Below are 26,795 nucleotides of genomic sequence, written 5' to 3' on the forward strand. Positions count from 1 at the left end.
CGTCTGGTTGTGTGCAACACCTGTTTGAACCTTACCCCTTCATCCACATTCGAATGCCGTCGAGGAACATCTGAGTTGCCATCATCACCAGAATCAATCCCATCAGGCGTTCAAGTGCGTTCACCCCTTTCTCGCCCAGCAGACGTAAAAATAGCGAAGACTGTAGCAGGATGACAAAGGTGCCGCCCCAGGCCAGCAGCAGAGCAATCACCAGATGTCCCATCTGATTCGGGTACTGATGAGACAACAACATCAGCGTGGCGAGAATAGTCGGCCCGGCGACCAGCGGAATTGCCAACGGCACGATAAATGGCTCTTCACCTGCCGGAAGCCCGCTGCTATTTCCTGAAGCGCTGGGGAAAATCATCTTAATGGCGATCAGAAACAGAATGATGCCGCCAGAAATGGAGACGGTTTCTGCCCGCAGGCTAAGAAATGCCAGAATTTTCTCGCCCGCAAACAGGAACACCAGCATCACAAGGAGAGCAATAAGCAACTCTCGCACCATGATTGCCCGCCGTCTTTTCGGTTCAGTATGTTTCAGTACGGACATGAAAATAGGTAGGTTTCCGAGCGGATCCATAATCAGGATCAATAAAACTGTTGCAGAAATGATTTCATTCATAACTCAAATTCCCTGATAATTGCCGCGGACTTTCTGCGTGCTAACAAAGCAGGATAAGTCGCATTACTGATGGCTTCGCTATCATTGATTAATTTCACTTGCGACTTTGGCTGCTTTTTGTATGGTGAAAGATGTGCCAGGAGGAGACCGGCACATTTATACAGCACACATCTTTGCAGGAAAAAACGCTTATGAAAAATGTTGGTTTTATCGGCTGGCGCGGTATGGTCGGCTCCGTTCTCATGCAACGCATGGTTGAAGAGCGCGACTTCGACGCCATTCGCCCTGTCTTCTTTTCTACTTCTCAGCTTGGTCAGGCTGCGCCGTCTTTTGGCGGAACCACTGGCACACTTCAGGATGCCTTTGATCTGGAGGCGCTAAAGGCCCTCGATATCATTGTGACCTGTCAGGGCGGCGATTATACCAACGAAATCTATCCAAAGCTTCGTGAAAGCGGATGGCAAGGTTACTGGATTGACGCAGCATCATCTCTGCGCATGAAAGATGACGCCATCATCATTCTTGACCCCGTCAATCAGGACGTCATTACCGACGGATTAAATAATGGCATCAGGACTTTTGTTGGCGGTAACTGTACCGTAAGCCTGATGTTGATGTCGCTGGGTGGTTTATTCGCCAATGATCTTGTTGATTGGGTGTCCGTTGCAACCTACCAGGCCGCTTCCGGCGGTGGTGCGCGACATATGCGTGAGTTATTAACCCAAATGGGCCATCTGTATGGCCATGTGGCAGATGAACTCGCGAACCCGTCCTCTGCTATTCTCGATATCGAACGCAAAGTCACAACCTTAACCCGTAGCGGTGAGCTGCCGGTAGATAACTTTGGCGTGCCGCTGGCGGGTAGCCTGATTCCGTGGATCGACAAACAGCTTGATAACGGTCAGAGCCGCGAAGAGTGGAAAGGGCAGGCGGAAACCAACAAGATCCTCAACACATCTTCCGTAATTCCGGTAGATGGTTTATGTGTGCGTGTCGGGGCATTGCGCTGCCACAGCCAGGCATTCACTATTAAATTGAAAAAAGATGTGTCTATTCCGACCGTGGAAGAACTGCTGGCTGCGCACAATCCGTGGGCGAAAGTTGTTCCAAACGATCGGGAAATCACTATGCGTGAGCTAACCCCAGCTGCCGTTACCGGCACGCTGACCACGCCGGTAGGCCGTCTGCGTAAGCTGAATATGGGACCAGAGTTCCTGTCAGCCTTTACCGTGGGCGACCAGCTGCTGTGGGGGGCCGCGGAGCCGCTGCGTCGGATGCTTCGTCAACTGGCGTAATCTTTATTCATTAAATCTGGGGCGCGATGCCGCCCCTGCTAGTGCGTAATACAGGAGTAAGCGCAGATGTTTCATGATTTACCGGGAGTTAAATAGAGCATTGGCTATTCTTTAAGGGTGGCGGAATACACGAGTATTCACAGCCTTACCTGAAGTGAGGACGACGCAGAGAGGATGCACAGAGTGCTGCGCCGTTCAGGTCAAAAAAATGTCACAACCAGAAGTCAAAAATTCAGTTGGATGGGGTGACACAATAAAACAGGAAGACAAGCATGTCCGATCGTATCGATAGAGACGTGATTAACGCGCTAATTGCAGGCCATTTTGCGGATCCTTTTTCCGTACTGGGGATGCATAAAACCACCGCGGGACTGGAAGTCCGTGCCCTTTTACCCGACGCTACCGATGTGTGGGTGATTGAACCGAAAACCGGGCGCAAACTCGCAAAACTGGAGTGTCTCGACTCACGGGGATTCTTTAGCGGTGTCATTCCGCGACGTAAGAATTTTTTCCGCTATCAGTTGGCTGTTGTCTGGCATGGTCAGCAAAACCTGATTGATGATCCTTACCGTTTTGGCCCGCTAATCCAGGAAATGGATGCCTGGCTATTATCTGAAGGTACTCACCTACGTCCGTATGAAACCTTAGGCGCGCATGCAGATACTATGGATGGCGTCACAGGTACGCGTTTTTCTGTCTGGGCTCCAAACGCCCGTCGGGTCTCGGTGGTTGGGCAATTCAACTACTGGGACGGTCGCCGTCATCCGATGCGACTGCGTAAAGAGAGCGGAATCTGGGAACTGTTTATCCCCGGGGCGCATAACGGTCAGCTCTATAAATACGAGATGATTGATGCCAATGGCAACTTGCGCCTGAAGTCCGACCCTTATGCCTTCGAAGCGCAAATGCGCCCGGAAACCGCGTCTCTTATTTGCAGCCTGCCGGAAAAGGTTGTGCAGACTGAAGAGCGCAAAAAAGCGAATCAGTTTGATGCGCCAATCTCTATTTATGAAGTTCACCTTGGCTCCTGGCGTCGCCACACCGACAACAATTTCTGGTTGAGCTACCGCGAGCTGGCCGATCAACTGGTGCCTTATGCTAAATGGATGGGCTTTACCCATCTCGAGCTACTGCCTATTAACGAGCATCCCTTCGATGGCAGTTGGGGTTATCAGCCAACCGGCCTGTATGCACCGACCCGCCGTTTTGGTACTCGCGACGACTTCCGTTATTTCATTGATGCCGCACACGCAGCTGGTCTGAACGTGATTCTCGACTGGGTGCCAGGCCACTTCCCGACCGATGACTTTGCGCTTGCCGAATTTGATGGCACGAACTTGTATGAACACAGCGATCCGCGCGAAGGCTATCATCAGGACTGGAACACGCTGATCTACAACTATGGTCGCCGCGAAGTCAGTAACTTCCTTGTCGGTAACGCACTTTACTGGATTGAACGTTTTGGTATTGATGCGCTGCGCGTCGATGCGGTGGCGTCAATGATTTATCGCGACTACAGCCGTAAAGAGGGGGAGTGGATCCCGAACGAATTTGGCGGTCGCGAGAATCTTGAAGCGATTGAATTCTTGCGTAATACCAACCGTATTCTTGGTGAGCAGGTTTCCGGTGCAGTGACAATGGCGGAGGAGTCTACCGATTTCCCTGGCGTTTCTCGTCCGCAGGATATGGGCGGTCTGGGCTTCTGGTACAAGTGGAACCTCGGCTGGATGCATGACACCCTGGACTACATGAAGCTCGACCCGATTTATCGTCAGTATCATCACGATAAACTGACCTTCGGGATGCTCTACAACTACACTGAAAACTTCGTCCTGCCGTTGTCGCATGATGAAGTGGTCCACGGTAAAAAATCGATTCTCGACCGGATGCCGGGCGACGCATGGCAGAAATTCGCTAACCTGCGCGCCTACTACGGCTGGATGTGGGCATTCCCGGGCAAGAAACTACTGTTCATGGGGAACGAATTTGCCCAGGGCCGCGAGTGGAACCATGACGCCAGCCTCGACTGGCATCTGTTGGAAGGCGGCGATAACTGGCACCACGGTGTCCAGCGTCTGGTGCGCGATCTGAACCACACCTACCGCCACCATAAAGCAATGCATGAACTGGATTTTGACCCGTACGGCTTTGAATGGCTGGTGGTGGATGACAAAGAACGCTCGGTGCTGATCTTTGTGCGTCGCGATAAAGAGGGTAACGAAATCATCGTTGCCAGTAACTTTACACCGGTGCCGCGTCATGATTATCGCTTCGGTATTAACCAGCCGGGTAAATGGCGTGAAATCCTCAATACCGATTCCATGCACTATCACGGCAGTAATGCAGGCAATGGCGGCGCAGTACACAGCGATGAGATTGCCAGCCACGGTCGTCAGCATTCACTGAGCCTGACGCTACCACCTCTGGCCACTATCTGGCTGGTTCGGGAGGCAGAATGACACAACTCGCCATTGGCAAACCCACTCCCCTCGGCGCGCATTACGACGGTCAGGGCGTCAACTTCACACTTTTCTCCGCTCATGCCGAGCGGGTAGAGCTGTGTGTCTTTGATGCCAATGGCCAGGAACATCGCTATGACTTGCCAGGGCACAGTGGCGACATTTGGCACGGTTATCTGCCGGATGCGCGCCCGGGTTTGCGTTATGGTTATCGCGTTCATGGCCCCTGGCAACCCGCCGAGGGGCATCGCTTTAACCCGGCGAAGTTGTTGATTGATCCTTGCGCGCGGCAAATTGACGGGGAGTTTAAAGATAACCCGCTGCTGCACGCCGGTCATAATGAACCTGACTATCGCGACAACGCCTCCATTGCGCCGAAATGCGTAGTGGTGGTTGATCACTATGACTGGGAAGATGATGCCCCGCCGCGCACGCCGTGGGGCAGCACCATCATTTATGAAGCCCATGTCAAAGGATTAACGTACCTGCACCCGGAGATTCCGGTCGAGATCCGTGGCACTTATAAAGCCCTGGGGCATCCGGTGATGATCAACTATTTGAAACAGTTGGGCATTACCGCGCTGGAGTTGCTGCCGGTGGCACAATTTGCCAGCGAACCACGTCTGCAACGCATGGGGCTTAGTAACTACTGGGGGTACAACCCGGTGGCGATGTTTGCGCTGCATCCGGCGTATGCCTGCTCGCCAGAAACGGCGCTGGATGAGTTTCGCGATGCAATCAAAGCACTGCATAAAGCGGGTATCGAAGTCATTCTTGATATCGTGCTCAACCATAGTGCGGAACTGGACCTCGACGGCCCGTTATTCTCGCTGCGTGGGATCGACAACCGTAGCTATTATTGGATAAGAGAAGACGGCGATTATCACAACTGGACCGGTTGTGGTAACACGCTCAATTTGAGTCATCCGGCGGTGGTAGATTATGCCAGCGCCTGCCTGCGTTATTGGGTAGAAACCTGCCACGTCGATGGTTTCCGCTTTGATCTGGCGGCAGTCATGGGCCGTACGCCAGAGTTTCGTCAGGATGCGCCGTTGTTTACCGCTATCCAGAACTGCCCGGTGCTCTCGCAGGTGAAGTTAATTGCTGAACCGTGGGATATCGCTCCTGGTGGTTATCAGGTGGGAAATTTCCCGCCGCTGTTTGCCGAGTGGAACGATCATTTCCGCGATGCAGCCCGTCGTTTCTGGCTGCATTATGATTTACCTCTGGGAGTGTTTGCCGGGCGTTTTGCTGCCTCCAGCGATGTTTTTAAACGTAATGATCGTCTGCCGAGTGCCGCGATTAATCTCGTCACCGCGCATGACGGTTTTACGCTTCGCGACTGCGTTTGCTTCAACCATAAACACAATGAAGCAAACGGAGAAGAAAATCGCGACGGGACCAACAACAATTACAGTAACAATCATGGTAAAGAAGGGTTAGGCGGTACTCTTGATCTGGTTGAACGGCGGCGCGACAGCATTCACGCCCTGTTAACAACGTTGTTGCTCTCCCAGGGTACGCCGATGTTACTGGCCGGTGACGAACATGGTCACAGCCAGCATGGCAATAACAATGCCTACTGTCAGGATAACCAATTAACCTGGTTGGACTGGTCGCAGGCAAGCAGTGGTTTAACCGCATTTACCGCCGCGTTAATCCATCTGCGCAAGCGCATTCCCGCTTTGATGGAGAATCGCTGGTGGGAAGAAGGCGACGGCAATGTCCGTTGGCTAAATCGATATGCTCAACCTTTAAGCACGGATGAGTGGCAAAACGGGCCGAAACAGCTGCAAATTCTGCTCTCGGATCGCTTTTTGATCGCAATTAACGCCACGCTTGAGGTAACAGAGATTGTTTTACCTGCTGGGGAGTGGCACGCCATTCCCCCATTCGCTGGAGAGGATAACCCAGTGATTACGGCTGTCTGGCAGGGACCTGCACACGGATTGTGTGTGTTCCAGAGATGATAAAAAAGGAGTTAGTCATGGTTAGTTTAGAGAAGAACGATCACTTAATGTTGGCGCGCCAGCTGCCATTGAAATCTGTTGCCCTGATACTGGCGGGAGGACGTGGTACCCGCCTGAAGGATTTAACCAATAAGCGAGCAAAACCGGCCGTACACTTCGGCGGTAAGTTCCGCATTATCGACTTTGCGCTGTCTAACTGCATCAACTCCGGGATCCGTCGTATGGGCGTGATCACCCAGTACCAGTCCCACACTCTGGTGCAGCACATCCAGCGCGGCTGGTCATTCTTCAATGAAGAAATGAACGAGTTTGTCGATCTGCTGCCAGCACAGCAGAGAATGAAAGGGGAAAACTGGTATCGCGGCACCGCAGATGCGGTCACCCAAAACCTCGACATTATCCGCCGTTATAAAGCGGAATACGTGGTGATCCTGGCGGGCGACCATATCTACAAGCAAGACTACTCGCGTATGCTTATCGACCACGTCGAAAAAGGCGCACGTTGCACCGTTGCTTGTATGCCAGTACCGATTGAAGAAGCCTCCGCGTTTGGCGTTATGGCGGTTGATGAGAACGATAAAATTATCGAATTCGTTGAAAAACCAGCTAACCCGCCGTCAATGCCGAACGATCCGAGCAAATCTCTGGCGAGTATGGGTATTTACGTCTTTGACGCCGACTATCTGTATGAACTGCTGGAAGAAGACGATCGCGATGAGAACTCCAGCCACGACTTTGGCAAAGATTTGATTCCCAAGATCACCGAAGCCGGTCTGGCCTATGCGCACCCGTTCCCGCTCTCTTGCGTACAATCCGACCCGGATGCCGAGCCGTACTGGCGCGATGTGGGTACGCTGGAAGCTTACTGGAAAGCGAACCTCGATCTGGCCTCTGTGGTGCCGGAACTGGATATGTACGATCGCAATTGGCCAATTCGCACCTACAATGAATCATTACCGCCAGCGAAATTCGTGCAGGATCGCTCCGGTAGCCACGGGATGACCCTTAACTCACTGGTATCCGGCGGTTGTGTGATCTCCGGTTCGGTGGTGGTGCAGTCCGTTCTGTTCTCGCGCGTTCGCGTGAATTCATTCTGCAACATTGATTCCGCCGTATTGTTACCGGAAGTATGGGTAGGTCGCTCGTGCCGTCTGCGCCGCTGCGTCATCGATCGTGCTTGTGTTATTCCGGAAGGCATGGTGATTGGTGAAAACGCAGAGGAAGATGCACGTCGTTTCTATCGTTCAGAAGAAGGCATCGTGCTGGTAACGCGCGAAATGCTACGGAAGTTAGGGCATAAACAGGAGCGATAATGCAGGTTTTACATGTATGTTCAGAGATGTTCCCGCTGCTTAAAACCGGCGGTCTGGCTGATGTTATTGGGGCATTACCCGCAGCACAAATCGCAGACGGCGTTGACGCTCGCGTACTGTTGCCTGCATTTCCCGATATTCGCCGTGGCGTGACCGATGCGCAGGTAGTATCCCGTCGTGATACCTTCGCCGGACATATCACGCTGTTGTTCGGTCATTACAACGGGGTTGGCATATACCTGATTGACGCGCCGCATCTCTATGATCGTCCGGGAAGCCCGTATCACGATACCAACTTATTTGCCTATACCGACAACGTATTGCGTTTTGCGCTGCTGGGGTGGGTTGGGGCAGAAATGGCCAGCGGGCTTGACCCATTCTGGCGTCCTGATGTGGTGCATGCGCACGACTGGCATGCAGGCCTTGCGCCTGCGTATCTGGCGGCGCGCGGGCGTCCGGCGAAGTCGGTGTTTACTGTGCACAACCTGGCCTATCAAGGCATGTTTTATGCACATCACATGAATGACATCCAATTGCCATGGTCATTCTTTAATATTCATGGGCTGGAATTCAACGGACAAATCTCTTTCCTGAAGGCCGGTCTGTACTATGCCGATCACATTACGGCAGTCAGCCCAACCTACGCTCGCGAGATCACCGAACCGCAGTTTGCCTACGGTATGGAAGGTCTGTTGCAACAGCGTCACCGTGAAGGGCGTCTTTCCGGCGTACTGAACGGCGTGGACGAGAAAATCTGGAGTCCAGAGACGGACTTACTGTTGGCCTCGCGTTACACCCGCGATACGTTGGAAGATAAAGCGGAAAATAAGCGCCAGTTACAAATCGCAATGGGGCTTAAGGTTGACGATAAAGTGCCGCTTTTTGCAGTGGTGAGCCGTCTTACCAGCCAGAAAGGTCTCGACCTGGTGCTGGAAGCCTTACCTGGTCTTCTGGAGCAGGGCGGGCAGCTGGCGCTACTCGGCGCGGGCGATCCGGTGCTGCAGGAAGGTTTCCTTGCGGCGGCAGCGGAATACCCCGGCCAGGTGGGCGTTCAGATTGGCTATCACGAAGCATTTTCGCATCGCATTATGGGCGGCGCGGACGTCATTCTGGTGCCCAGCCGTTTTGAACCGTGCGGCTTAACGCAACTTTATGGATTGAAGTACGGTACGCTGCCGTTAGTGCGGCGCACCGGTGGGCTTGCTGATACGGTTTCTGACTGTTCTCTTGAGAACCTTGCAGATGGCGTCGCCAGTGGGTTTGTCTTTGAAGATAGTAATGCCTGGTCGCTGTTACGGGCTATTCGACGTGCTTTTGTACTGTGGTCCCGTCCTTCACTGTGGCGGTTTGTGCAACGTCAGGCTATGGCAATGGATTTTAGCTGGCAGGTCGCGGCGAAGTCGTACCGTGAGCTTTACTATCGCTTGAAATAGTTTTCAGGAAACGCCTATATGAATGCTCCGTTTACATATTCATCGCCCACGCTTAGCGTAGAAGCTCTTAAGCACTCTATCGCTTACAAGCTGATGTTTACGATTGGCAAGGATCCGGTCGTCGCCAATAAACATGAATGGCTGAACGCAACGTTATTTGCTGTGCGCGATCGTCTCGTGGAGCGCTGGTTACGCTCAAACCGTGCCCAGTTGTCGCAAGAAACTCGTCAGGTTTACTACCTGTCGATGGAGTTTTTGATTGGCCGTACGCTTTCCAACGCCATGTTGTCGCTAGGAATTTACGAAGATGTACAGGGCGCACTGGAAGCGATGGGATTAAATCTCGAAGAGCTGATTGATGAAGAAAATGACCCGGGCCTCGGTAACGGTGGCCTGGGCCGTCTGGCGGCTTGCTTCCTCGATTCTCTGGCGACGTTAGGGTTGCCGGGGCGCGGTTACGGCATCCGCTATGACTACGGTATGTTCAAGCAGAACATCGTTAACGGTAGCCAGAAAGAGTCGCCTGACTACTGGCTGGAATACGGTAACCCGTGGGAATTCAAACGCCACAACACGCGCTATAAAGTCCGTTTTGGCGGTCGCATTCAGCAGGAAGGTAAAAAAACGCGCTGGATTGAAACCGAAGAGATTCTGGGAGTAGCTTACGATCAGATAATCCCAGGTTACGACACCGACGCGACCAACACGTTGCGTTTGTGGAGTGCCCAAGCCAGTAGCGAAATTAACCTCGGTAAATTCAACCAGGGCGACTACTTCGCGGCAGTGGAAGATAAAAACCACTCCGAGAACGTATCTCGCGTACTGTATCCGGACGACTCCACCTACTCCGGGCGTGAGCTACGACTGCGTCAGGAATACTTCCTGGTTTCCTCGACCATTCAGGACATTTTAAGCCGCCATTATCAGTTGCATAAAACCTACGATAACCTGGCGGATAAAATTGCGATTCACCTCAACGATACTCATCCGGTGCTGTCGATTCCTGAGATGATGCGTCTGCTGATCGATGAGCACCAATTTAGCTGGGACGACGCGTTTGAAGTGTGTTGTCAGGTCTTCTCCTACACCAACCACACGCTAATGAGCGAGGCGCTGGAAACCTGGCCAGTCGATATGCTGGGTAAAATTCTGCCGCGTCACCTGCAGATCATCTTTGAAATCAACGACTATTTCCTGAAAACCTTGCAGGAACAGTATCCGAACGATACCGATCTGCTGGGACGGGCGTCGATCATTGATGAATCCAACGGTCGTCGTGTGCGTATGGCCTGGCTGGCGGTTGTGGTGAGCCACAAAGTTAACGGTGTATCGGAGCTGCACTCTAACCTGATGGTGCAATCGCTATTTGCCGACTTTGCGAAAATCTTCCCGGGTCGTTTCACCAACGTCACCAACGGTGTGACGCCGCGTCGCTGGCTGGCGGTAGCGAACCCATCGCTTTCAGCCGTGTTGGACGAACACTTGGGCCGCAACTGGCGCACCGACCTTAGCCTGCTTAATGATCTGCAACAACACTGTGATTTCCCAATGGTTAATCACGCGGTGCATCAGGCGAAGCTGGAGAACAAAAAGCGTCTGGCGGAGTATATCGCCCAGCAGCTGAATGTGGTGGTAAATCCGAAAGCGCTGTTCGATGTGCAAATCAAACGTATTCACGAATACAAACGTCAATTGATGAATGTGTTGCACGTGATCACCCGCTATAACCGCATCAAGGCCGACCCGGATGCGAAGTGGGTACCGCGCGTGAATATTTTTGGCGGTAAGGCGGCTTCGGCCTATTACATGGCGAAGCACATTATTCATTTGATCAATGACGTAGCGAAAGTGATCAACAACGATCCGCAGATTGGCGACAAGCTGAAAGTCGTGTTCATCCCGAACTACAGTGTTAGCCTGGCGCAGTTGATCATTCCGGCGGCCGATCTGTCTGAACAGATTTCGCTGGCGGGGACGGAAGCTTCCGGCACCAGTAACATGAAGTTTGCGCTTAACGGCGCGCTGACTATCGGTACGCTGGACGGTGCGAATGTCGAGATGCTGGATCATGTCGGTGCTGACAATATCTTTATCTTTGGTAACACAGCGGAAGAAGTGGAAGAACTGCGTCGTCAGGGCTACAAACCGCGTGAATACTACGAGAAAGATGAGGAGCTGCATCAGGTGCTGACGCAAATCGGCAGCGGTGTATTCAGTCCGGAAGATCCGGGTCGCTATCGCGATCTGGTTGATTCGCTGATCAACTTCGGCGATCACTACCAGGTACTGGCGGATTATCGCAGTTATGTCGATTGTCAGGATAAAGTCGACGAACTCTACGAGCGTCAGGAAGAGTGGACCGCAAAAGCGATGCTGAACATTGCCAATATGGGCTACTTCTCTTCTGACCGTACGATCAAAGAGTACGCCGATCATATCTGGCATATTGATCCGGTGAGATTGTAAGTTCAAATACGGCTAAATACCGTGTGTTCCGCTGAAGTAATACAGAGTGGAACTCACGGTATTTCTATACACAATAAACAATAACTTTGATGTATGTTATTCTATTTAATATATACCATTAATATATATTAAATAACGATTGATGATAATGTTTTTGGTATTTTGTTATTTCAAATAATATTAATTTATTATGAATGCATTAATATTATTCATGTGATTTATGTTTTATTGCCCCTCTTACAACTCCACGTAAAAATAAATTTTATCATTATCAGTGTGTTATATGTGAGTATAAACTCACTTATTGCGGCTTTGGATTATTTTAGGTACATTACTAAGCAGCATATATAATATTATTCACTCAATTACTCTTCTAAAGAACCTTCTGGAATTAGCCAACGTCAGCTTATTTTTTTTTGTGAGATATAACTTATTAACGCAGAATGTAAAAACACCAATGTTGCTTGGATTTTTTAACAAAAGGAAAGGTATAAATGAAATTCAATTTATCTAATTTATCCGCAGTATTACTGGCATCAGGTATGCTGATGTCTACTGCGGTAACCGCAGCACCCGGCGATGCAACACAATTTGGTGGGGCGGATACTGACTGGAGCACCGTTGATTATCCCAGGCTCACTGATATGGATGACAACGTTGATTCAATGGGGGGGAAAATCCGCTTTACTGGCCGTGTAGTGAAAGCTACCTGTAAGGTCGCAACCGATTCAAAACAGATTGAAGTTGTCCTGCCGGTTGTGCCTTCCAACCTTTTCACTGGTATCGACGTAGAAGCACAGGGGGCGAGCAACCAGACCGATTTCAATATTAATCTGACCGAATGTAGCAATACAGATGATCAGAAAATTGAGTTCCGTTTTACCGGTACTGCAGATAGCGCTAATAAAACGCTCGCTAACGAAGTAGAAGGATCAACGGATGCTGACAACAGCGGCAATGCGGGGGCGACTGGTGTAGGGATTCGAATTTACTCCAAAGGTACGACGAATAATGGTCTGATTAACCTGAATACCACTGCGGCAGAGGGTAGCGCCTCCACCGCCGCTTATACAATTCCAGGAAATGCTACGACCCATGATTTCAGCGCGGCCTTTACTGCAGGTTATGCTCAAAACGGTAGCACTGTTGCACCAGGTGTAGTTAAGTCAACAGCAAGTTTTGTTGTGCTGTACGAGTAAATATAAATACGATTTCAGGTTACAAAAAGTTGTAACCTGAGATTGAAATTATTTAATAGAGTATGAATAACAGATGTTATTTCATCAACAAGGATGCTGTATGAAATGTATTATTGGAAATAAAAAATGGGTTTGTGGATTCAGGGATGAATTAAAAGTATCACAAAATATTATACGCTCAGGGATTCTTTTTTTACTATCGATATTATTTATTAATAATGCGTCCGCGGGCGGGTTTGGCCTTGGCGTAACGCGATTGATTTATCCGGCAGAAAGTAAGCAAATAACACTCAGTGTGCAAAATAGCGGTGACAACACCAGTTATTTAATTCAATCATGGGTTGATGACAGTAAAACGGAAAAAAAGAGCCAGGATTTTGTTATCACTCCTCCCCTCTTTATGTTACCAACGCGTAAAGAAGCTTCATTACGTATCATGTTTCTTGGTAAGACTAATTTGCCGACCGATCGTGAAACTTTGTATTGGATGAATGTTAAAGCAATTCCGCCAACAGATGAGAAAAATACACAGAAGAATACCTTACAGTTGGCATTACAAAACAAAATCAAGCTATTTTATCGCCCGGAAAATCTACCTGTGCAACCAGGAAAAGCACGAAATATGTTGCGGTTTAAGTATGAGGGCAAACAACTAAAAGTTATCAATCCTTCGCCTTATTACCTGACACTGACAGGAATTAAAGTACAAGGGAGTAAATTGCCCAATATGTTTGTACCACCGAAAAGTGATATTACGGTCTCGTCGCCAGTGACGTTGGCTGGTGAAATTACTTATCAAACAATTAATGACTTTGGCGCTACGACGGAGCGGCAGAAAGGAATAATGCAGTAACAACGGAATAGTTCAGATGCAACACAGGTCAGGGATATGAACCTAAAGCTCAAAAGATGCGAATATTGGATGGCGGCACAAAAGCAGATGAAACGGGTTGTGCCGCTTCTTCTGGTTATTATGCCTGCATGTTCAATCGCGGGAATGCGCTTTAACCCTGCTTTTCTGTCGGGTGATACTGAAGCTGTTGCTGACTTATCCCGCTTCGAGAAAGGGATGACTTATCTTCCTGGTAGCTATGAAGTCGAAGTTTGGGTCAATGATTCCCCTTTACTCTCTCGTACTGTAACTTTTAAAGCAGACGATGAGAATCAACTGATTCCCTGCCTTTCACTTGCTGACTTATTAAGCCTTGGAATTAACAAAAATGCGCTGCCAGAGCAGGCTTTGGCTTCATCTGAAAATAGTTGCCTTGATTTGCGTATCTGGTTTCCCGATGTGCATTACATGCCGGAGCTGGATGCACAGAGACTTAAACTGACCTTTCCACAGGCGATAATAAAACGTGACGCTCGCGGATATATTCCACCAGAACAGTGGGATAACGGTATTACAGCTTTTTTGCTGAATTATGACTTTTCTGGTAATAACGATCGTGGTGATTACTCTTCAAATAACTATTATTTAAATCTTCGCGCTGGGATCAATATTGGTGCATGGCGTTTTCGCGATTATTCAACCTGGAGTCGTGGGAGTAATTCAGCAGGTAAACTGGAGCATATCAGTAGTACGTTGCAGCGCGTTATTATTCCTTTCAGAAGTGAATTAACGCTAGGAGATACATGGTCATCATCAGATGTTTTCGACAGTGTTAGTATTCGTGGCATAAAACTGGAATCTGACGAAAATATGTTGCCCGATAGTCAAAGTGGTTTCGCTCCCACGGTGCGCGGAATTGCGAAAAGTCGCGCTCAGGTAACAATCAAACAGAATGGTTATGTCATTTATCAAACCTATATGCCGCCGGGACCGTTTGAGATTAGCGATCTTAACCCGACATCATCTGCGGGAGATCTGGAAGTTACCATCAAAGAGTCTGATAATTCAGAAACTGTCTATACCGTACCTTATGCCGCTGTCCCCATCCTGCAACGAGAAGGTCATTTAAAATATTCTACTACGGTTGGCCAATATCGAAGCAATAGCTATAACCAGAAAAGTCCTTATGTATTTCAGGGGGAATTAATTTGGGGTTTACCCTGGGATATTACGGCTTATGGTGGGGCACAATTCTCTGAGGATTACCGGGCGTTGGCGCTCGGCCTTGGCCTGAATCTGGGTGTATTTGGTGCAACATCGTTTGATGTTACTCAGGCTAACAGTTCGCTTGTGGATGGGAGCAAACATCAAGGGCAATCTTATCGTTTTCTTTATTCCAAATCGTTAGTTCAGACAGGAACAGCATTCCATATTATTGGCTATCGTTATTCAACCCAGGGCTTTTACACTTTAAGTGATACGACATACCAACAAATGTCAGGGACTGTTGTTGATCCAAAAACGTTAGATGATAAAGATTACGTTTATAACTGGAATGATTTTTATAACTTGCGTTATAGCAAACGTGGAAAATTTCAGGCTAGTGTATCGCAACCTTTCGGTAACTACGGGTCTATGTATTTATCGGCTAGTCAGCAAACATACTGGAATACTGATAAAAAAGATTCTTTATACCAAGTTGGTTATAACACCAGTATTAAGGGTATCTATCTAAATGTTGCGTGGAATTACAGTAAATCACCAGGGACAAATGCGGATAAAATTGTCTCGCTAAATGTCTCATTACCTATAAGTAATTGGTTATCTTCCACGAATGATGGGCGCTCATCATCGAATGCCATGACTGCAACGTATGGTTATAGTCAGGATAACCACGGACAGGTAAACCAATATACGGGGGTATCTGGTTCTCTGTTGGAGCAGCATAATCTCAGTTATAACATACAACATGGTTTTGCTAATCAGGATAATAGCAGTAGTGGTTCTGTTGGTGTTAATTATCGTGGGGCATATGGTTCCTTGAATTCCGCCTACAGTTACGATAATGAAGGTAATCAACAAATAAACTATGGCATCAGTGGTGCTCTTGTTGTACATGAAAATGGTCTTACGTTGAGTCAACCATTAGGTGAAACTAATGTTTTGATAAAAGCGCCTGGAGCGAATAATGTGGATGTTCAGCGGGGGACAGGAATATCCACTGACTGGCGTGGATATGCAGTTGTTCCTTATGCAACAGAATATAGACGTAATAATATTTCATTAGATCCTATGTCAATGAATATGCATACTGAACTGGATATCACTTCCACTGAAGTTATTCCGGGAAAAGGTGCGTTAGTTCGTGCAGAGTTTGCTGCTCATATCGGTATTCGTGGTTTGTTCACAGTTCGTTATCGTAATAAATCAGTCCCATTCGGTGCTACAGCCAGCGCTCAGATTAAAAACAGTAGTCAAATTACCGGGATTGTCGGCGATAATGGACAACTTTATCTCTCAGGATTGCCTTTAGAAGGTGTTATTAATATCCAGTGGGGAGACGGTGTTCAGCAAAAATGTCAGGCTAATTACAAGCTCCCTGAAACAGAACTGGATAATCCTGTTAGCTATGCAACTCTGGAGTGCCGCTAATGAATTTAATATTCTCTAAATATTCTGTATTTTTTATTTTTTTCGCTTTTTTTGCTTTTCCGCTCTCAGGGCAGGCCAATGATTCAGTTGTTGTTACATTTACTGGGATTTTGTTGGCAAAAAGCTGTGACATTACTACCGGAAGTAAAGATCAGTCGGTAAAAATGGGCACTTATGATGCTAATGAATTTTTAAATGTAGGTGATGTTTCTCCGAGTCAAACGTTTACGATTAATGTACAAGGATGCCCGACTGCAAAAAGTACTGTTTATAGTTCTGGTGTGAGCGCCAATGTGCGGTTTACTGGTGATGCAGATGCCATTAATAGCGCATTACTGCGTCTCTCCGCCGGTGCAGATAGTGCGACTGGACTGGGAATAGAAATATTGGATAACAATGATGTGGCGATTGCCATTAATGGTGAATCAGGTTTTCGTGATTTAGTGTTAAATGAAAACGGTGATGCTAATTTGACGTTTAAACTTCGCTATAAATCAACTCAGGAAAATGTACATGCCGGGCAAGCAAATGCTCTGTTGTATTTTGATATCGATTATCAGTGAGGGAGATATGAAGATATTCATTAGTTTATTTTTGTTTATAATATCAACAAATTCTTTTGCTGATGATATCACTCATGCCGGAGTGGTTCGTATTGAAGGGTTAATTACCGAAAAAACCTGCATTATTTCTGATGAGTCAAAAAATTTTACAGTTAATATGCCAGACGTACCCAGTAGTTCGGTAAGGAGTGCAGGGGATGTTACTGAAAAGGTTTATTTTTCCATAACGTTAACCCGCTGTGGTAGTGATGTTGGCAACGCGTATATAAAGTTTACCGGCAATACAGTTTCTGAAGATGCCAGTTTATATAAGCTGGAAGATGGCTCGGTAGAGGGGCTTGCACTTACGATTTTTGATAAGAACAAAGGCAGTATTAGTAATGATGTTAAAAGCATGGTTTTTTCACTTACATCATCAGTTGATAATATATTGCATTTTTTTGCGGCTTACAAAGCATTAAAAAATAATGTCCAACCAGGGGATACAAATGCGTCAGTATCGTTTATTGTCACCTATGATTAAGGTAGTCATAGTATTATTTTCCCTTTTATTCTCTACAGCACAAGCAGGCTTAGTGATCGGTGGAACGCGTTTTGCGTATCCGGAAAATCAGTCCTCAATATCTGTTGAACTCAAAAACACTTCAGACAGAGATATGTTAGTCAAGGTTGCAGTCTCCCCTGATGATGCTCGTCAGTTGACGGGAACGGTTGAATCTTTGCCCTCATATTCTGAAACGGTATTTATCGCAACTCCGCCACTGTTTATTTTGAAGCCTGACAAAAATACAAAAATAAGAATTAATCGTGTTGGTGGCAGTTTACCTGCCGACCGGGAAAGTTTATTTATACTGAATGTTGCAGCATTACCAACGTTGGAAAATAGTCATTCAGTCAAAACTGATAATCAATTGCAAATAGCAGTCCGCAATCGTATGAAAATATTCTATCGGCCATCAAATTTGTCTGAAGACCCGAATATGTCATATCAAAAATTACGCTGGGCACGAAAAAATGAAATTGTTACCGTTTATAATCCAGGCCCCAGATATGTGACACTCTATAACCTACATGTTGATGGTAAAGTTATAGATGGTGGTATGGTCGCACCATTTAGCCATCGCCAACAATCATGGTGTAAATCGCAAGGGGTTTGTGAAATAGCATGGCAGACATTGGACATTTATAATAATGTATTGCCAATTTTGAAAGTAAAATTAAATCCTTCACAGTTGGATGTTACTGGCTTTGCATTTAGTCAATAATATATCTGAGGACATGATATGCGTATACATACTTATTGGTATAGAAGATATTTCATTTTATTGATTATTATATTTTCAAATGTTCTTTCTTCTATTGCTAATGCTGAAGATATGGGGCGAGAACGTGCATATTGTTATCCGGGTTCACCGAGTAATAATACTACGCCTGCATCCTTTTCTTATAATTTTGGTACTATAGTGGTTTCTGATGTCAACAAAAATGCGCCTGGCACTGTATTGCCATCACAAATCTGGAAGGTTGGAACCTATAAGGCTTATTGTAATTCTCTTGATGATTATGAAATTTACTTCAGTGCTGTCTCTGGAATAGATCCGTCTGGTGCCAGTGGTGATCATCAAGGGAGTGATGTATTTATTCCACTCACCCATGAAATATCTGTCTCTACTCATATAAAACTTTATAATCAAAATGGCACAATGACAGATAAAATTGTGCCATTCGAAAATTATAATACCAATTATCCGGGGGACAGAAGCAAACCATCTAATTGGGCATCAGGTACTGAAGGATATATTAAAATCAGGATTGATAAAAAAATTATATCTGATGTTTCATTAAGTAACGTATTATTGGTGTCATTATATGTCAGCCAGATCCCTACCGAACATGGTCCTATCCCTGTCTTTAATGCCTACATAGGAAACTTAAATATTCAGGTTCCGCAAGGTTGCACTATTAATGAGGGTACGAGTTTTACTGTTAATATGCCGGATGTGTGGGCCAGTGAATTGAGCCGGGCTGGTGCCGGAGCGAAGCCCGCTGGTGTTACTCCTGTAGCAACAACTATTCCGATTAATTGTACGAATAAAGATACAGATGCGGTAATGACGTTGGTATTCGACGGTAACATTTCCGCCACACGTGATACCAATGGGAAACAAAGTATTATTCAGGCACAAGATAATCCTGATGTTGGTATTATGATTATGGATAGTCAGCAAAACTCCGTAGATTTAAATGCCCTGGCAACATCAGTAGGCGTTCCGTTCAGATTGGTGGAAAACCAGGCTGCTTCTGCGCAAACTGCTGATGTTACTTTTCTGACTTTACCTGTTAGTACAACTGGAAAAGTGCCTGCGGCAGGTCGTTATAATGCACTGGCTATATTGCGAGTGGAATATCAGTAATTTTTGAGCCAGTACAGAGTCGGTTTAGCTATCACCGCAAAATAAAATGCAATAATAGGGATGAACAGAATGTAAAACAAAAAAATATTTTTAATTCTACAGGGGAAAAACCTGGTGGAAAATGTAGGTTATGTGCCGATGAATAAAATGTTGCATTAAGCCGGATAATAAAAATGGAATTAGTTGATACGTTATTTGCAAGCCTCTCCGGTACTGATCCATTCACTGGCGTGGATATTACGATTGCCAACTGCAAATCAACATACTGGGATGAAGGCATTGTTCAGCAACTCATTAACCAGGTCCTGGATGAAGGGGAAAAGTTCGCCGGTGCTGCCGGTCTTGAGGGATTATCTCGATATGATGTCACATTAAATATTGGTTTAACGTCCAGCAATGTATGGCCGGGATTTTCCCTCGATACCGCCACCATTAGCCGTCTTTGTGCCTGTGGTGCTGACTTTGGATTTGACCTCTATATCAGTGATGTACCAGATGTTCAATGTGATCTGAACACGACAAATGACTTCACCGTACAATTTACGGCGATGCTCAACCCGGATGAGCGGGTGATCATAGCAAAGCGTCCGCTTAAAAAATGTGACGCCTGGATTGAGGATGTTTATATCTTTCAAGTGTTTAAAGAAGCCTGGCAATTTCAAAACGATAACAGTTTACGCGGATTTCGCGATAAGCAGGCTGAACTGAAACTCTACGCGCGTCATTACTCAGTGGAAAATTGCACAGAGGAAAGCTGTTGGGACTGTAATTATTGCATTCGGCCCAGCTTTTCCCTCTCTCGTAGTGCCATTATTCGCCTGAATGCGGCGAATGCTCGTTTTGTCTATCAACCCTTTACACGCGATCAGCGGGCGAGGGGGTAATTATGCACCCCACTCCTGCCATGCAGGCATTAATTGAGCAGATATATCATATTTTTCGTCGTTATCCGGCGCCGAAGCAATTTGTGGTTTGTTGTGAATATTGTCTGAGTCAACAGGAACAAAAAGCATTACGGAATACATCGTTGCGAGCGATTCCTTATTCCTTAATCAATGCCTGGAATAGTAGTCCAGGACCTGATCCGCAAAACAGCGATGAGGTTCGTTATTTTCTGCCTCGTTTACTGGAGTTTGTTGCGCAGGGGCAATTTGACAATATTCACGAAGTATTTTCTCTACGGCGTATAAACCTTGCCAGTAAAGAAAACTGGCGTGAGGATGAACGGGAAATATTGCAGCAATTTGCTTGCCAGTATATGACTGATTGGGTATCCGGGGATGAGGCTGTCGAATTACAGTACAAGCTGGAAATGTTTTTCCGTGCCGATATCGCTCTTTCGCCATTGCTTGATGCCATTATTTCAGTTCCCGGATTTTGGTCGGCAGCGTCTCTTGCCTGTTTATTGAATACGTATCGTGACGGTTATATCAGAGATAACCAGGACGATATCGATAAAGCCATTACCGCCCAAATCAATGCCTGGGCCTTCAACAATCAATCCATCCTGAAAGAACGCGCGCGGCAGGCGATTGAGAACCCGCTTAAGCAGCCCGAACAGGGCACACAGTATCAGATCTGGGAAGACGACTGGATGATTGATGAGTGTTTATGCGCGATGTATGACGCATCATCCGAATCACCAGGAAAATAAAAATGATTAAATTCCGGCTTTATATTCCCCCTGTAATTCTCGGTTTTGTTATCGTACCATTATTGGTATGGCCGACGGTTATTGCCTTAGCCGTACTTATATTCACGTTAACTTTTCTGGCGGAAATAATATTCTCCTTTCCGCTCCTGGTTGTGCGTATTTCTCTTCAGGAATTACAACTTGAGTTATTGGTTGTATATGCACTTTTTTTCAGTGTAATGGGTGGCATCGGTTGGCAATTCTCCCGCAGAACGCCTCCTGAATTAAAAAACAGGCTACATTGCTGGCTGGTCTTTTCTCCGGTCTATTTCTGGTTAATTCTCTCGAATTTCATTCTTTATATTTCTCCAGAGAAATCAGCGTTGCTGGAAAATATCCGAAATTTCTTTCTGACATTTGTCTGGCTTCCCCTGAATTTTTCCCCTTTTTGGCCGCAGCCGTGGACTGATTTTGTCGGCCCGATTAGTGCCCAGCTTGGTTTTGCGTTGGGATATTATTGCCAGTGGCGTAGCAAAAATAGAAGCCATAGGAAGAAGTGGGGCGATTGGGTAACGTGCTTAAGTTTGGCGATTTTAGCTCTGGGGCCGTTATTCAATTATTTACAATGAATAGTCTAAGGAATTCAAATAGCCCGGTTGCACTTCACAACCGGGCATCATCCTTACGACGCCAGCGACAACCTCTGCTGCGTATATTCCACCAGCCACTGACTCACACGAGATTGTTGATCCGCATTTAGCCACATGCCTTGTTTCGTGCGACGCCACAGGGCATCGTCGGCGCGGCGGACCCATTCGTGGTCGACCAGATATTTCAGCTCCGCTTCGTAGAACTCATGACCGAAATCTTCACCGAGGTCGCTTATCGCCCCTGCATTGCCGAGCAGCAGTTCGCTGTTGCTGCCGTAAGTGCGCGCGTAGTGACGTGCCAGCGATTCAGTCAGGAACGGGTAACGGCGGCGCAGGCGGGCGGCGTAATCGTCACGGTCGCCTTCAATGGCACCACCCGGCAGCACGCTCTCTTTCGTCCACGCCGGACCAATGCCCTGATAATATGGCGTCAGTTTTTCCAGCGCGTGCTCCGCCAGTTTGCGGTAGGTGGTCAGCTTACCGCCGAATACCGACAGCAGCGGGGCTTTGCCGTCTTCATCATGGATATCAAGGGTGTAATCACGGGTAATGGCCTGTGGCGAGTCGGACTCATCATCACATAGCGGACGCACGCCGGAGTAGGTCCAGACGATATCGTCCCGGTTTAACTGCTTTTTAAAGTGCGTGTTATACACTTTCAACAGGTAATTGATTTCACTCTCTTCAATCTTCACTGCTTTTGGATCGCCTTTGTATTCCACATCGGTGGTGCCGATGATGGAAAACTCGTCCATCCACGGGATCACGAAGACAATACGTTTATCTTCGTTTTGCAGAATGTAGGCTTGCTTCTGGGTATGCACACGCGGCACCACAATATGGCTGCCTTTGATCAGGCGAATGCCATAAGGCGAAGGCAGATGCATCCCGTCGTCGAAAAATTGTTTCACCCACGGGCCGGTAGCATTAACCAGGCCGCGCGCCTGCCATGTATATTTTTTGCCGGTATCGATATCTTCCGCCTCCACAATCCACAGGCCGTTTTCGCGGCGAGCAGACGTGGCACGAGTACGAGTAAGCACTTCACCGCCTTTACGCACCACCATCTGGGCGTTGGCGAGTACCAGACGGGCGTCGTCTACCCAACAGTCAGAATATTCGAATCCGCGCTTAATTTCCGGTTTTAACACTGAGTTTGCGCCAAAACGCAAACCGGTTGATCCCGGCAGGCTGGTGCGTTTACCCAGATGATCGTACATAAACAGACCAATGCGAATCATCCACGCCGGGCGTAGATGCGGACGATGCGGCAGGCGAAAACGCATCGGGAAAGCGATATGCGGGGCCATTTTCAGTAGCACTTCACGTTCAGCCAGCGCCTCGCTGACCAGGCGGAATTCATAGTGCTCAAGGTAGCGCAGGCCACCGTGAATGAGTTTTGAACTGGCGGAAGAGGTCGCGCAAGCGAGATCCTGCGCCTCCAGCATCAGCACGGATAAACCGCGTCCAGCGGCGTCTGCCGCGATACCAGCACCATTGATGCCGCCACCTATCACAATCAGATCTTTGGTTTCCATGCTGCCCTCATTCACTTTCGTTAAAGTTCATAAATGTTCGTTATCGAACATATTAGCAAAGAATCGCGCTTTGGGTAACATTGAAAAAACATTTTAGAGTGATATGTATAACATTATGGCGTTTATCTGCCGCTTCGACGTAAACTGTGCGGTAAATTTGCCCACTTGTTTGTAAAGAAAGAGAGACGCATGGATCAGTTCGAATGTATTAACGTTGCCGACGCGCACCAGAAGTTGCAGGAAAAAGAGGCGGTGCTGGTCGATATTCGCGATCCACAGAGTTTCGCAATGGGGCATGCGGTGCAGGCTTTCCATTTAACCAACGACACGCTGGGCGCGTTTATGCGTGATAACGACTTTGACACTCCGGTGATGGTGATGTGTTATCACGGCAATAGCAGCAAAGGCGCGGCGCAGTATCTGCTGCAACAGGGCTACGATGTGGTCTACAGCATTGATGGCGGTTTTGAAGCCTGGCAGCGCCAGTTTCCCGCAGAGGTGGCGTACGGCGCGTAACGCTTTATACTGTCCCCTTTTGTGTGGAATAAGCGACAGCAACGATGTTGATGATTACCTCTTTTGCTAACCCCCGCGTGGCGCAGGCGTTTGTTGATTACATGGCGACGCAGGGTGTTATCCTCACGATTCAACAACATAACCAAAGCGATGTCTGGCTGGCGGATGAGTCCCAGGCCGAGCGCGTGCGGGCGGAGCTGGCGCGTTTTCTCGAAAACCCGGCAGATCCGCGTTATCTGGCGGCCAGCTGGCAGGCGGGCCATACCGGCAGTGGCCTGCATTATCGCCGTTATCCTTTCTTTGCCGCCTTGCGTGAACGCGCAGGTCCGGTAACCTGGGTGATGATGATCGCCTGCGTGGTGGTGTTTATCGCCATGCAAATTCTCGGCGATCAGGAAGTGATGTTATGGCTGGCTTGGCCATTCGATCCGACGCTGAAGTTTGAGTTCTGGCGTTACTTCACCCACGCGTTAATGCACTTCTCGCTGATGCATATCCTCTTTAACCTGCTCTGGTGGTGGTATCTCGGCGGTGCGGTGGAAAAACGCCTCGGTAGCGGTAAGCTAATTGTCATTACTCTCATTAGCGCCCTGTTAAGCGGCTATGTGCAGCAAAAATTCAGCGGGCCGTGGTTTGGCGGGCTTTCTGGCGTGGTGTATGCGCTGATGGGCTACGTCTGGCTACGTGGCGAACGCGATCCGCAAAGTGGCATTTACCTGCAACGTGGGTTAATTATCTTTGCGTTGATCTGGATTGTCGCCGGATGGTTTGATTTGTTTGGGATGTCGATGGCGAACGGAGCACACATCGCCGGGTTAGCCGTGGGTTTAGCGATGGCTTTTGTTGATTCGCTCAATGCGCGAAAACGAAAATAATTCCAGGGATTTATCAATGAAACAAACACAACGTCACAACGGTATTATCGAACTGGTTAAACAGCAGGGTTATGTCAGCACCGAGGAGCTGGTAGAGCATTTCTCCGTTAGCCCGCAGACTATTCGCCGCGATCTCAACGAGCTGGCAGAGCAAAACCTGATCCTGCGCCATCATGGCGGTGCGGCGCTGCCTTCCAGTTCGGTTAATACGCCGTGGCACGATCGCAAGGCCACCCAGACCGAAGAAAAAGAGCGCATCGCCCGCAAAGTGGCGGAGCAAATTCCCAATGGCTCGACGCTGTTTATCGATATCGGCACCACGCCGGAAGCGGTGGCGCACGCGCTGCTTAATCACAGCAATTTACGCATTGTGACCAACAATCTCAACGTCGCTAACACGCTGATGGTAAAAGAGGATTTCCGTATCATTCTTGCCGGTGGCGAATTACGCAGCCGCGATGGCGGGATCATTGGCGAAGCAACGCTCGATTTTATCTCCCAGTTCCGCCTTGATTTCGGCATTCTGGGGATAAGCGGCATCGATAGCGACGGCTCGCTACTGGAGTTCGATTACCACGAAGTTCGCACCAAACGCGCCATCATTGAGAACTCGCGCCACGTTATGCTGGTTGTCGACCACTCAAAATTTGGCCGTAACGCAATGGTCAATATGGGTAGCATCAGCATGGTCGATGCTGTCTACACCGACACGATGCCGCCTGCGAGCGTGATGCAGGTGCTGAAGGACCATCATATTCAACTGGAGCTGTGCTGATCCTGCATTGCTTCCCATGTCAGACCAAAACGCGCCAGGTATTTGCGTAGCCGATCCGCGTCATTGACGCTGGCTTTACCCTGGCGCGAAATGTCAAACAGTTCACGTCCGGCAGCAGAAAGCGACTTTGCCTGGCGGCAGATAGCGATAACGTGTTCCAGTTGCATACGGTCGAAGAGATCGATGTTTTCTGCCTCTGCGCCCAGCAACGCCGTAAGCGTGGAGGGGCGACTCTCCTGCCAGTTATAGCGCAGACGGTTGATCTCATCTTCCACCGTATCCAGTGTGATGCGTCCGCTAGTGGCAAAGGTGGCCATCCGCGTGACGCTGGCAGAAAGTTCGCGAAAGTTACCGCGCCATGTTGCCTGGGGAGAGGTCGCAAAGGCCAGCCAGGCACGCCGCGCTTCGGTGTTAAAACGCACGCTGTCGCCAGTGAGTGAGGCGTGGCGCCCCACTTCATAATCCAGGTTCGGTTCAATATCTTCCTGGCGTTGGCGTAATCCTGGCAAGGTGAAGGTCCAGAGATTGATCCGCGCGTACAGGTCTTCACGAAATTTGCCTTCGGCAACCAACTGGCGCAAATCGCGCACCGTTCCGGCGATAAGCTGAAAATCACTGCTCACCTGGCGATCGCTGCCAAACGGGTAAAAGGTTTTCTCTTCAATGGCTTTTAGCAACATCGCCTGTTCGTCTGCGCCCAGTTCGCCAATCTCATCAAGAAACAACATTCCGCCGTTGGCGCTGCGTAATAATCCTTCACGCGATTCCCGCGCCCCGGTAAACGCGCCTTTCACATGACCAAACAGCGTCGACATGGCGGTATCGCCGCGCAGGGTGGCGCAGTTCACTTCCACAAACGCGCCGCTAAACTGATGCCGTGCCTGTTTTAATTCAAAGATGCGTCGCGCCAAAAATGACTTACCCGCACCGGTCGGGCCGTTAAGCAGGATCGGTGCGCGGGATTTGATCGCCACTTTTTCGATCTGCTCAATCATGCGGTTGAAGTGGGAGTTACGCGTGGCAATGCCGGACTTAAGAAAATCAAGCGTTTGCTGGCGTTCCTCGGCAAAGCGGCTGGCGATGGCGTTATAACGGCTTAAATCGAGATCGATAATCGTCACCGCGCCAGGGCTATCGGGCCGCTCTTTTTTGCGCGGTGGTGAAGATTGTATCAACCGGGCGGGCAGGTAACGCGCTTCTGCCAGCAGAAACCAGCAAATCTGCGCGACGTGGGTACCGGTGGTGATGTGAATTAAATAGTCTTCTTTTTCTGGCTGGAACGCGTAACCACGGGCGAAATCATGCAGGCAGGCGTAAACCTCTTCGAAATCCCAAGGGTTATGCAGTTCTATCTCAACGCCCACCACTTCTGTTTCTGGCGAAACGCTGGCGATATCGCGTTTAAGCGTTTCGAATAGCGAGCGCGAGCGGGCGTCGTGCAATAATTCCAGCCGATCGATAACTAACGATTCTTGCTGGCATAGACAGAGTGTCGGACGCCATTTTGACCAGCGCTGACTGCCGCGCCCGGCATAATCCAGCACCGTTCCGACAAAGCCAAAAGCCACTGTTTTACGCATCTTAGAT

At 48.4% G+C, this 26,795-nt stretch carries 22 protein-coding genes; 19 read left to right on the forward strand and 3 right to left on the reverse strand.

The annotated features are described in order from the left end of the window. Positions 1-31: 31 nt before the first annotated feature. Complete coding sequence (gene yhgN / locus HBM92_RS01490; RefSeq protein ID WP_001002551.1) at positions 32-625, reverse strand: NAAT family transporter YhgN; 594 nt, start codon at positions 623-625, stop codon at positions 32-34. A gap of 191 nt (positions 626-816) precedes the next feature. Here yhgN and asd point away from each other — a divergent pair, with 191 nt between their 5' ends. The 16 genes from asd (at position 817) to HBM92_RS01570 (ending at position 21,483) form a co-directional block, all read left to right on the forward strand. Continuing rightward, positions 817-1,920: an aspartate-semialdehyde dehydrogenase gene (gene asd / locus HBM92_RS01495; protein WP_000799949.1), complete on the forward strand. Its 1,104-nt coding sequence runs from the start codon at positions 817-819 to the stop codon at positions 1,918-1,920. A gap of 272 nt (positions 1,921-2,192) precedes the next feature. Then, complete coding sequence (glgB, locus tag HBM92_RS01500) at positions 2,193-4,379, forward strand: 1,4-alpha-glucan branching enzyme (protein WP_001283738.1); 2,187 nt, start codon at positions 2,193-2,195, stop codon at positions 4,377-4,379. Then, complete coding sequence (glgX, locus tag HBM92_RS01505) at positions 4,376-6,349, forward strand: glycogen debranching protein GlgX (protein WP_000192578.1); 1,974 nt, start codon at positions 4,376-4,378, stop codon at positions 6,347-6,349. Before glgB ends, glgX begins: the two co-directional genes overlap by 4 nt. Before the next feature lie 17 nt (positions 6,350-6,366). Then, positions 6,367-7,662 carry a glucose-1-phosphate adenylyltransferase gene (glgC, locus tag HBM92_RS01510; RefSeq protein WP_000253975.1) on the forward strand — a complete coding sequence of 432 codons (1,296 nt, stop codon included), beginning with the start codon at positions 6,367-6,369 and terminating at the stop codon, positions 7,660-7,662. After that, positions 7,662-9,095: a glycogen synthase GlgA gene (gene glgA / locus HBM92_RS01515; RefSeq protein WP_001197646.1), complete on the forward strand. Its 1,434-nt coding sequence runs from the start codon at positions 7,662-7,664 to the stop codon at positions 9,093-9,095. Before glgC ends, glgA begins: the two co-directional genes overlap by 1 nt. An 18-nt stretch (positions 9,096-9,113) precedes the next feature. After that, entirely contained in the window at positions 9,114-11,561 is a 2,448-nt protein-coding gene (gene glgP / locus HBM92_RS01520; protein ID WP_000993444.1) for a glycogen phosphorylase, read from the forward strand. A 494-nt stretch (positions 11,562-12,055) separates the two neighbouring features. Next, positions 12,056-12,760 carry a fimbrial protein gene (locus HBM92_RS01525; protein ID WP_000671315.1) on the forward strand — a complete coding sequence of 235 codons (705 nt, stop codon included), beginning with the start codon at positions 12,056-12,058 and terminating at the stop codon, positions 12,758-12,760. Positions 12,761-12,860: 100 nt separating this feature from the next. Further along, the gene (locus HBM92_RS01530; RefSeq protein ID WP_000649743.1) at positions 12,861-13,613 is read left to right on the forward strand and encodes a molecular chaperone; all 753 of its coding nucleotides are present in this window, start codon (positions 12,861-12,863) and stop codon (positions 13,611-13,613) included. A 36-nt stretch (positions 13,614-13,649) separates the two neighbouring features. Then, on the forward strand, positions 13,650-16,244 hold the full coding sequence (locus HBM92_RS01535) for a fimbrial biogenesis usher protein (RefSeq protein ID WP_001049767.1): 2,595 nt from the start codon (positions 13,650-13,652) through the stop codon (positions 16,242-16,244). Then, positions 16,244-16,807 carry a fimbrial protein gene (locus HBM92_RS01540; RefSeq protein ID WP_001048912.1) on the forward strand — a complete coding sequence of 188 codons (564 nt, stop codon included), beginning with the start codon at positions 16,244-16,246 and terminating at the stop codon, positions 16,805-16,807. The genes HBM92_RS01535 and HBM92_RS01540 overlap by 1 nt, the downstream gene beginning before the upstream one ends. Continuing rightward, positions 16,758-17,330 carry a fimbrial protein gene (locus tag HBM92_RS01545; RefSeq protein WP_001546307.1) on the forward strand — a complete coding sequence of 191 codons (573 nt, stop codon included), beginning with the start codon at positions 16,758-16,760 and terminating at the stop codon, positions 17,328-17,330. Before HBM92_RS01540 ends, HBM92_RS01545 begins: the two co-directional genes overlap by 50 nt. Continuing rightward, positions 17,296-18,072: a molecular chaperone gene (locus HBM92_RS01550; protein ID WP_001304929.1), complete on the forward strand. Its 777-nt coding sequence runs from the start codon at positions 17,296-17,298 to the stop codon at positions 18,070-18,072. Before HBM92_RS01545 ends, HBM92_RS01550 begins: the two co-directional genes overlap by 35 nt. A gap of 18 nt (positions 18,073-18,090) precedes the next feature. Continuing rightward, positions 18,091-19,221: a fimbrial protein gene (locus tag HBM92_RS01555; protein WP_001304928.1), complete on the forward strand. Its 1,131-nt coding sequence runs from the start codon at positions 18,091-18,093 to the stop codon at positions 19,219-19,221. A 173-nt stretch (positions 19,222-19,394) separates the two neighbouring features. Next, complete coding sequence (locus HBM92_RS01560; RefSeq protein WP_000424219.1) at positions 19,395-20,105, forward strand: hypothetical protein; 711 nt, start codon at positions 19,395-19,397, stop codon at positions 20,103-20,105. 2 nt (positions 20,106-20,107) lie between these two features. Next, the gene (locus HBM92_RS01565) at positions 20,108-20,875 is read left to right on the forward strand and encodes a hypothetical protein (RefSeq protein ID WP_000553740.1); all 768 of its coding nucleotides are present in this window, start codon (positions 20,108-20,110) and stop codon (positions 20,873-20,875) included. A 2-nt stretch (positions 20,876-20,877) separates the two neighbouring features. Next, entirely contained in the window at positions 20,878-21,483 is a 606-nt protein-coding gene (locus HBM92_RS01570; RefSeq protein WP_000589348.1) for a hypothetical protein, read from the forward strand. A 53-nt stretch (positions 21,484-21,536) separates the two neighbouring features. Here HBM92_RS01570 and glpD read toward each other — a convergent pair whose 3' ends face one another. After that, on the reverse strand, positions 21,537-23,042 hold the full coding sequence (gene glpD, locus HBM92_RS01575) for a glycerol-3-phosphate dehydrogenase (RefSeq protein ID WP_000448156.1): 1,506 nt from the start codon (positions 23,040-23,042) through the stop codon (positions 21,537-21,539). 189 nt (positions 23,043-23,231) lie between these two features. Here glpD and glpE point away from each other — a divergent pair, with 189 nt between their 5' ends. Genes glpE through HBM92_RS01590 form a run of 3 tightly spaced genes read left to right on the forward strand, consistent with a single transcriptional unit; the run spans position 23,232 to position 25,208 of the window. Beyond that, positions 23,232-23,558: a thiosulfate sulfurtransferase GlpE gene (glpE, locus tag HBM92_RS01580; RefSeq protein WP_000371928.1), complete on the forward strand. Its 327-nt coding sequence runs from the start codon at positions 23,232-23,234 to the stop codon at positions 23,556-23,558. Positions 23,559-23,602: 44 nt separating this feature from the next. Next, positions 23,603-24,433 carry a rhomboid family intramembrane serine protease GlpG gene (gene glpG, locus HBM92_RS01585; RefSeq protein WP_000928723.1) on the forward strand — a complete coding sequence of 277 codons (831 nt, stop codon included), beginning with the start codon at positions 23,603-23,605 and terminating at the stop codon, positions 24,431-24,433. A 16-nt stretch (positions 24,434-24,449) separates the two neighbouring features. Continuing rightward, positions 24,450-25,208 (forward strand): DeoR/GlpR family transcriptional regulator, encoded by a 759-nt coding sequence (locus HBM92_RS01590; RefSeq protein WP_001296480.1) that lies wholly within the window; start codon positions 24,450-24,452, stop codon positions 25,206-25,208. Here the strand turns inward: HBM92_RS01590 and rtcR are convergent. Continuing rightward, positions 25,190-26,788, reverse strand: coding sequence for a DNA-binding transcriptional regulator RtcR (gene rtcR / locus HBM92_RS01595; RefSeq protein WP_001232925.1), 1,599 nt, complete (start codon positions 26,786-26,788; stop codon positions 25,190-25,192). The genes HBM92_RS01590 and rtcR overlap by 19 nt on opposite strands. Positions 26,789-26,795 lie beyond the last annotated feature (7 nt).

Source organism: Escherichia sp. E.sYA108 (genome assembly GCF_011754335.1).
Lineage (GTDB): Bacteria > Pseudomonadota > Gammaproteobacteria > Enterobacterales > Enterobacteriaceae > Escherichia > Escherichia coli.

Coding starts and splice junctions, on each gene's coding strand:
- yhgN (WP_001002551.1), bottom strand. CDS start 625: ATGAATGAAATCATTTCTGCAACAGTTTTATTGATCCTGATTATGGAT.
- asd (WP_000799949.1), top strand. CDS start 817: ATGAAAAATGTTGGTTTTATCGGCTGGCGCGGTATGGTCGGCTCCGTT.
- glgB (WP_001283738.1), top strand. CDS start 2,193: ATGTCCGATCGTATCGATAGAGACGTGATTAACGCGCTAATTGCAGGC.
- glgX (WP_000192578.1), top strand. CDS start 4,376: ATGACACAACTCGCCATTGGCAAACCCACTCCCCTCGGCGCGCATTAC.
- glgC (WP_000253975.1), top strand. CDS start 6,367: ATGGTTAGTTTAGAGAAGAACGATCACTTAATGTTGGCGCGCCAGCTG.
- glgA (WP_001197646.1), top strand. CDS start 7,662: ATGCAGGTTTTACATGTATGTTCAGAGATGTTCCCGCTGCTTAAAACC.
- glgP (WP_000993444.1), top strand. CDS start 9,114: ATGAATGCTCCGTTTACATATTCATCGCCCACGCTTAGCGTAGAAGCT.
- HBM92_RS01525 (WP_000671315.1), top strand. CDS start 12,056: ATGAAATTCAATTTATCTAATTTATCCGCAGTATTACTGGCATCAGGT.
- HBM92_RS01530 (WP_000649743.1), top strand. CDS start 12,861: ATGAAATGTATTATTGGAAATAAAAAATGGGTTTGTGGATTCAGGGAT.
- HBM92_RS01535 (WP_001049767.1), top strand. CDS start 13,650: ATGAACCTAAAGCTCAAAAGATGCGAATATTGGATGGCGGCACAAAAG.
- HBM92_RS01540 (WP_001048912.1), top strand. CDS start 16,244: ATGAATTTAATATTCTCTAAATATTCTGTATTTTTTATTTTTTTCGCT.
- HBM92_RS01545 (WP_001546307.1), top strand. CDS start 16,758: ATGCCGGGCAAGCAAATGCTCTGTTGTATTTTGATATCGATTATCAGT.
- HBM92_RS01550 (WP_001304929.1), top strand. CDS start 17,296: ATGCGTCAGTATCGTTTATTGTCACCTATGATTAAGGTAGTCATAGTA.
- HBM92_RS01555 (WP_001304928.1), top strand. CDS start 18,091: ATGCGTATACATACTTATTGGTATAGAAGATATTTCATTTTATTGATT.
- HBM92_RS01560 (WP_000424219.1), top strand. CDS start 19,395: ATGGAATTAGTTGATACGTTATTTGCAAGCCTCTCCGGTACTGATCCA.
- HBM92_RS01565 (WP_000553740.1), top strand. CDS start 20,108: ATGCACCCCACTCCTGCCATGCAGGCATTAATTGAGCAGATATATCAT.
- HBM92_RS01570 (WP_000589348.1), top strand. CDS start 20,878: ATGATTAAATTCCGGCTTTATATTCCCCCTGTAATTCTCGGTTTTGTT.
- glpD (WP_000448156.1), bottom strand. CDS start 23,042: ATGGAAACCAAAGATCTGATTGTGATAGGTGGCGGCATCAATGGTGCT.
- glpE (WP_000371928.1), top strand. CDS start 23,232: ATGGATCAGTTCGAATGTATTAACGTTGCCGACGCGCACCAGAAGTTG.
- glpG (WP_000928723.1), top strand. CDS start 23,603: ATGTTGATGATTACCTCTTTTGCTAACCCCCGCGTGGCGCAGGCGTTT.
- HBM92_RS01590 (WP_001296480.1), top strand. CDS start 24,450: ATGAAACAAACACAACGTCACAACGGTATTATCGAACTGGTTAAACAG.
- rtcR (WP_001232925.1), bottom strand. CDS start 26,788: ATGCGTAAAACAGTGGCTTTTGGCTTTGTCGGAACGGTGCTGGATTAT.